Annotated in this window: 5 protein-coding genes and 1 pseudogene; 4 read left to right on the top strand and 2 right to left on the bottom strand. The window is 35.9% G+C overall.

Annotated elements, in window-relative coordinates:
• Nucleotides 1–227: 227 nt before the first annotated feature.
• A complete protein-coding gene (locus tag OZD63_RS01035; protein WP_275007868.1) occupies nucleotides 228–926 on the top strand; it encodes an alpha/beta hydrolase in 699 nt (232 codons plus the stop codon).
• Between the two features lie 238 nt (nucleotides 927–1164).
• Here the strand turns inward: OZD63_RS01035 and OZD63_RS01030 are convergent, their stop codons facing one another.
• On the bottom strand, nucleotides 1165–1839 hold the full coding sequence (locus OZD63_RS01030; RefSeq protein ID WP_274979376.1) for an ABC transporter ATP-binding protein: 675 nt from the start codon (nucleotides 1837–1839) through the stop codon (nucleotides 1165–1167).
• A gap of 39 nt (nucleotides 1840–1878) precedes the next feature.
• Nucleotides 1879–2331 (bottom strand): HesB/IscA family protein, encoded by a 453-nt coding sequence (locus OZD63_RS01025; RefSeq protein WP_275007867.1) that lies wholly within the window; start codon nucleotides 2329–2331, stop codon nucleotides 1879–1881.
• A 47-nt stretch (nucleotides 2332–2378) separates the two neighbouring features.
• Between OZD63_RS01025 and OZD63_RS01020 the strand changes: the two genes are divergently transcribed.
• The 3 genes and pseudogenes from OZD63_RS01020 to OZD63_RS01010 form a co-directional block, all read left to right on the top strand.
• Complete coding sequence (locus OZD63_RS01020; RefSeq protein ID WP_275007866.1) at nucleotides 2379–3578, top strand: deoxyguanosinetriphosphate triphosphohydrolase; 1200 nt, start codon at nucleotides 2379–2381, stop codon at nucleotides 3576–3578.
• A complete protein-coding gene (gene ribD, locus OZD63_RS01015; protein WP_274979379.1) occupies nucleotides 3578–4660 on the top strand; it encodes a bifunctional diaminohydroxyphosphoribosylaminopyrimidine deaminase/5-amino-6-(5-phosphoribosylamino)uracil reductase RibD in 1083 nt (360 codons plus the stop codon). The genes OZD63_RS01020 and ribD overlap by 1 nt, the downstream gene beginning before the upstream one ends.
• A gap of 69 nt (nucleotides 4661–4729) precedes the next feature.
• Nucleotides 4730–4861, top strand: a pseudogene (locus OZD63_RS01010) (IS5/IS1182 family transposase); the annotation flags it as partial.

The following is a 4861-nucleotide window of genomic DNA, read 5'->3' as shown; positions in this document are numbered from 1 at the left end:
AGTTTGAGATAGCTTCATGAATTTATTGTACGTTACCTACTATCCGAAGAGCGATGCAACAAAGCCATTCATCTGTCACTTAAATAAGTTTACCATCAACTATAGCCATAACTATGTACGTTAGCTTTAACACGATAAAAAATTTATTGCAAAAACAGCGAAATTAATACATAATTAATAACTCACGTCATCAATACCTGTCAAGCGGGTTCTTATTAGGAGTTACCATGGTTGAAGTTTTTTTAAATAATGCAACAAGAAAGGTAGAAGGTGAATACCACCAAAGCAAAGATGCCAACGCGCCGGTTGTGCTGGTTTTACATCATCATCCTCAATATGGTGGTAATATGGATAGTAAGATTGTACATAGTACATATACGTCTTTTATCGATAACAATTTTTCTGCATTGAAAATTAACTTTCGTGGTGTGGGAAAATCTACCGGAACTTTTGATAAGGGTATAGGAGAATTAACTGACGCTGCGGTAGCCATTGATTGGCTTCAGGAACATAATCCTAGCAATGTTCCAATTTGGATCGCTGGTTTTTCTTTTGGAGCATGGGTGGCTATGCAGCTAACAATGCGCCGCCCTGAGATAGTGGGTTTTATTGCTCTTTCTCTTCCGGTAACTAAGTACGATTTTTCTTTTCTTTCTCCCTGTCCAGTTTCTGGGCTTATAATACAAAGCAGTAATGATACAATCTCAGAAGAAAGCGATGTAACAGAATTAGCAAAAAGGTTGATAAATTCAGTAAGAAGTGATCACATGAAATACTATATAATAGATGATACTAATCACTTTCTAAAGGATAAAGAAGAGGAAGTGACTCAAATCGTGGGCAATTATATAAAACTGCGCTTGGATAGTGCAACTATTTCTTTTCAAAAGGTCAAAAAAGAGGCAAGGGTAAAAGAGTATGCCTAATCTTTACAAATAAGAGAAATGAGTGTAGTAATATAAATAAAAGGGTTTTGTTATGTTTAAAAAGCTATTATTTTTTGTTTTAGCTGTGTTTATGTTATCGGGGTGTTTCCTAAGTAAACAGCGTAAGTTAAAAAGTCCATGTATAAAAAGCAATGAAAGCATTTCATGCGAGTTATACTCTGTTAATGATCATTGGTTAGATAAGTATAGGGCATAGAAATTGTGCTATTTTTCCTATTCACAACTTCACTAATGATCGATCTCTCAATTGGAAAGTGCAGTCTGCCTTTTCTGCAAGGAGATGATTGTGTGTTACTATAAGCATAGAGCTGTTATTTTCCTTTACGTATGAATGTAGCAGTAAAAACACCTTAAAAGAATTTGTTGGATCTAAGTTTCCTGTTGGCTCATCTGCAAGTAAAAGCTTTGGAGAATTTACAATGCTTCTTGCAATTGCAACTCTCTGCCTTTCCCCACCCGAAACTTCAGATACCATGCTACTTGCTTTGTTTTCCAGACCAAATTTTTCCAACATTGCTTGCGAATTTTTTTTTGCTTCAGCTTTGCTTTTTCCTGCAATGAGTTGAGGAAGCATAATATTTTCCAACACCGATAACTCTTGTAACAAATAGTGAAATTGATAAACAAAACCAAGAAAATTTCTTCTTACATGAGTTTTATGCTTATTACTGGCTTGTGTGCAATTTATTCCATCTATCGTAACTATACCTGAAGTTGGCTTGTCCAACAAGCCTGCGATTTGCAATATAGTTGTTTTCCCTGCACCTGAATCGCCAATCAGCGCTACTACTTGCCCTCTTGTGACACTTAAGTTGATATCCTTTACAACAGCAGAATTGTTCTTGAAGCTTCTATCTACGGAAGTTAGTTCTAGTGCTACATTACCACCCATGTTTAAAAGATCCAGAAGGCATCTAAGTTTTAGTAATAATTAAACCGAAAAACTGTTGCCACAACCACACTGGGATTTAGCAAAGGCATTCCTTATTTGAAAACCAGAACCGCTGAGATCCTCAGTATAATCTATAACTGAGTTATTTAAAAATTTTGCTGAACAATTATCAACCATTAATACAGGGTTTCCATTTTCATCATTAATTACTATATCTTTACCTTTTTCGCTAAAACTGGAGTGGCTTCTATAGTCCTCACTTTCTTCATAGTCATCATCTTCGTCTTCGTCATCAAACTCATCATCGTAATCATCGTCCAAAGATAGATTTTTATTCATTTGATCCATAAGAAAATTGTATTTGAAGCCAGAACATCCACCACCTGAAACTGCAACCCGTAAAATGGAACTCTTATCCCCTTCCTGCTCTGCAAGAGAGTGGATTTTTTTTAGTGCATTATCAGTTAAGTTGATGTTGTAATTTGTTGACATAGTAACCACCGTTTATTATTGATAACTTATTATAGTAGAAATTTTACATGTCAAACAATAATTTTCTATTAAATTATGCATGTTTTCCGAGCAAAACAAAAGGGAGATACTTCAAAGAGCCAGAAGATGAGAATCGCAGCTGCTTTCAGCGTGATAGGGACCGTATCATTCACTCTAATGCGTTTAGAAAATTGGAGTACAAAACACAAGTTTTTATCAATTATGAGCACGACTACTATCGCACTCGGCTTACTCATAGCCTTGAAGTTGCACAAATTGCAAGGTCCATTGCGCGTAGACTTGGCTTAAATGAGGATATCACTGAATGCATAGCGCTCGCACATGATCTTGGTCATCCTCCATTTGGTCATGCAGGTGAAGATGCTCTAAAGAAATCAGTTCAAGATTTGAATCTTGATAACGAGAAGTATGAGTTTGATCATAATGTTCAAGCTATAAGGATTTTAACTTACCTCGAACAAAAACATGCTGATTTTGATGGTATGAATCTAAGTTGGGAGGTGATTGAAGGAGTTGCAAAACATAACGGTCCCTTGCTTGGTCAAAACGCGGAGTCTTCTACAAATAGTCAGCTGTTATTAGAATACAACAAAAAATATGATCTAAAACTTGAAGAATTTTCAAGCATTGAAGCGCAAGTTGCTTCAATTGCCGATGATATTGCTTACAGTGTTCACGATCTTGATGATGCACTCAGGGCGAATTTAGTAACCATCGAAGATTTGCTGAATGTTCCTTTAATTGAAAAAATGTTTAAAGACATAAGGAGCAGATATTCAGAATTGCCTCAGAGCAAACTCATACATGAGTCACTGAGTGGAACTATAGGAACTATGATAAGTGATGTTGTTTCTCAGACTGAAAGAAATATTGAAGATCACAAAATAAAAAGCGTAGAAGATGTAAGAAGTCTAAATAAAATGCTAGTCACATTTTCACCAGAAGTTGCGAATGCTACAAAAGAAATGAAAAGATTCAACATGGAGAAAATATACAGAAGCTATAAACTGAGTAGAACGATGAACAAAGCAAAACGCATAATACAGGAACTCTTTCAATGTTTTTATGAAAACCCAGGATTACTTCCCACAGAGTGGAGCAAACTCGCTTGTGAATCTCAGCGTTCAGTAATAATATGTGACTATATCTCAGGTATGACAGATAGATTTGCTATACACGAGCACAGAAGAATTTTTGATACCTCATACGAAATGACTTCTTTCTAATGACTGATGATCATTTCATGTCAATTGCATTAAGGCTTGCAGAAAAAAATCTTGGAAATGTTGCACCAAATCCTGCTGTCGGGTGTGTTATTGTAAAGGATGGTACAATTGTTAGTGAGGGATACACAGGGATTGGTGGGCGTCCGCATGCGGAGGTAGTCGCTTTGCAAAACGCTAAAGATTCAACTCATGGCGCAACTATATATATCACTCTTGAGCCATGTTGTCATCACGGAGTCACGGGGCCTTGCACTGCAAAAATCATAAAAGCTAGCATAAAAAGAGTAGTAATTGCAACTATTGACCCAGATAGTAGAGTTTCAGGCAGAGGCATGAAAGCTCTGAAAGAGGCAGGAATTGAAGTTGAGCAAGGTATTATGCAAAAAGAGGCAAAAGAACTGAATGTCGGTTTTTTCACCACTAAAGAATTACATAGACCATTTATAGCTTGCAAAGTCGCAACAACTCTTGACGGAAAAATCGCAACATTTACAGGCGATAGCAAATGGATAACAAGTGAAAATACGAGAAACTGGGTGCATGAGCTCAGAACGAAATATGATGCAATTATGATTGGCAGCAATACTCTTATTAATGATGATCCACTCTTAACTTGCAGATTACCAGGACTCGGAAGTAGATCGCCAATAAGGCTAATTATAGATAGTCAAGGGAGATTAAAGGGAGAGCATAACATTGCAAAGACTGCAGACAAAGTAATAACTTGGGTCATCACAAATAAAGAAGTAGAGAAAAAAATAAAAAACATTAACTACTTAGTAGTTAATTCAAGCAACGCAGGTAAGGTTTGCCTAAAGGACATGGCATTAAAACTTGTTTCAGAAATTGGTATAACAAGATTATTAGTTGAAGGTGGAGGAGTGTTAATCACAGAACTATTAAAGTGTAATTTAATCGACAGGTTGATAATATGCCGCAGTGGTAAAATTTTAGGCAATGATGCCACTCCTTTTGTAGGAGATTTAGGGATTCAATTCATTAACAACTGTTATCAGTTTAAAAAAACAAAGATAATAGAGTTTAGTGAAGATATAGTTGAGGTTTGGGATAGGTCGTCATAATCCTTAGAACCTGTTAAGGATCTCGAAAATATGAGGTAAAATAAGCATAGTTAAGAAAGAGGTATATCTATGCAAAAAAGCTATCCAAGCAATATAAGTAAAGAACAATTTGAAAAAATTAGACCAATACCGGAGAGTAGCAGAAAGAAAACAAAACCAAGGAAACTTGATTTGTATGATGTATTTTGTGCAGTGCTATAT

The organism is Wolbachia endosymbiont of Drosophila leontia (assembly GCF_028981785.1).
Lineage (GTDB): Bacteria > Pseudomonadota > Alphaproteobacteria > Rickettsiales > Anaplasmataceae > Wolbachia > Wolbachia pipientis.
Note: the sequence above shows the minus strand (reverse complement) of the source record. Positions and strands in the feature narration are given on the sequence as shown.

What these genes read in the sequence shown, in the direction of transcription:
- OZD63_RS01025 (WP_275007867.1), bottom strand. Translation starts at nt 2,331, where the DNA reads ATGTCAACAAATTACAACATCAACTTAACTGATAATGCACTAAAAAAA.
- OZD63_RS01035 (WP_275007868.1), top strand. Translation starts at nt 228, where the DNA reads ATGGTTGAAGTTTTTTTAAATAATGCAACAAGAAAGGTAGAAGGTGAA.
- ribD (WP_274979379.1), top strand. Translation starts at nt 3,578, where the DNA reads ATGACTGATGATCATTTCATGTCAATTGCATTAAGGCTTGCAGAAAAA.
- OZD63_RS01020 (WP_275007866.1), top strand. Translation starts at nt 2,379, where the DNA reads ATGTCAAACAATAATTTTCTATTAAATTATGCATGTTTTCCGAGCAAA.
- OZD63_RS01030 (WP_274979376.1), bottom strand. Translation starts at nt 1,839, where the DNA reads ATGGGTGGTAATGTAGCACTAGAACTAACTTCCGTAGATAGAAGCTTC.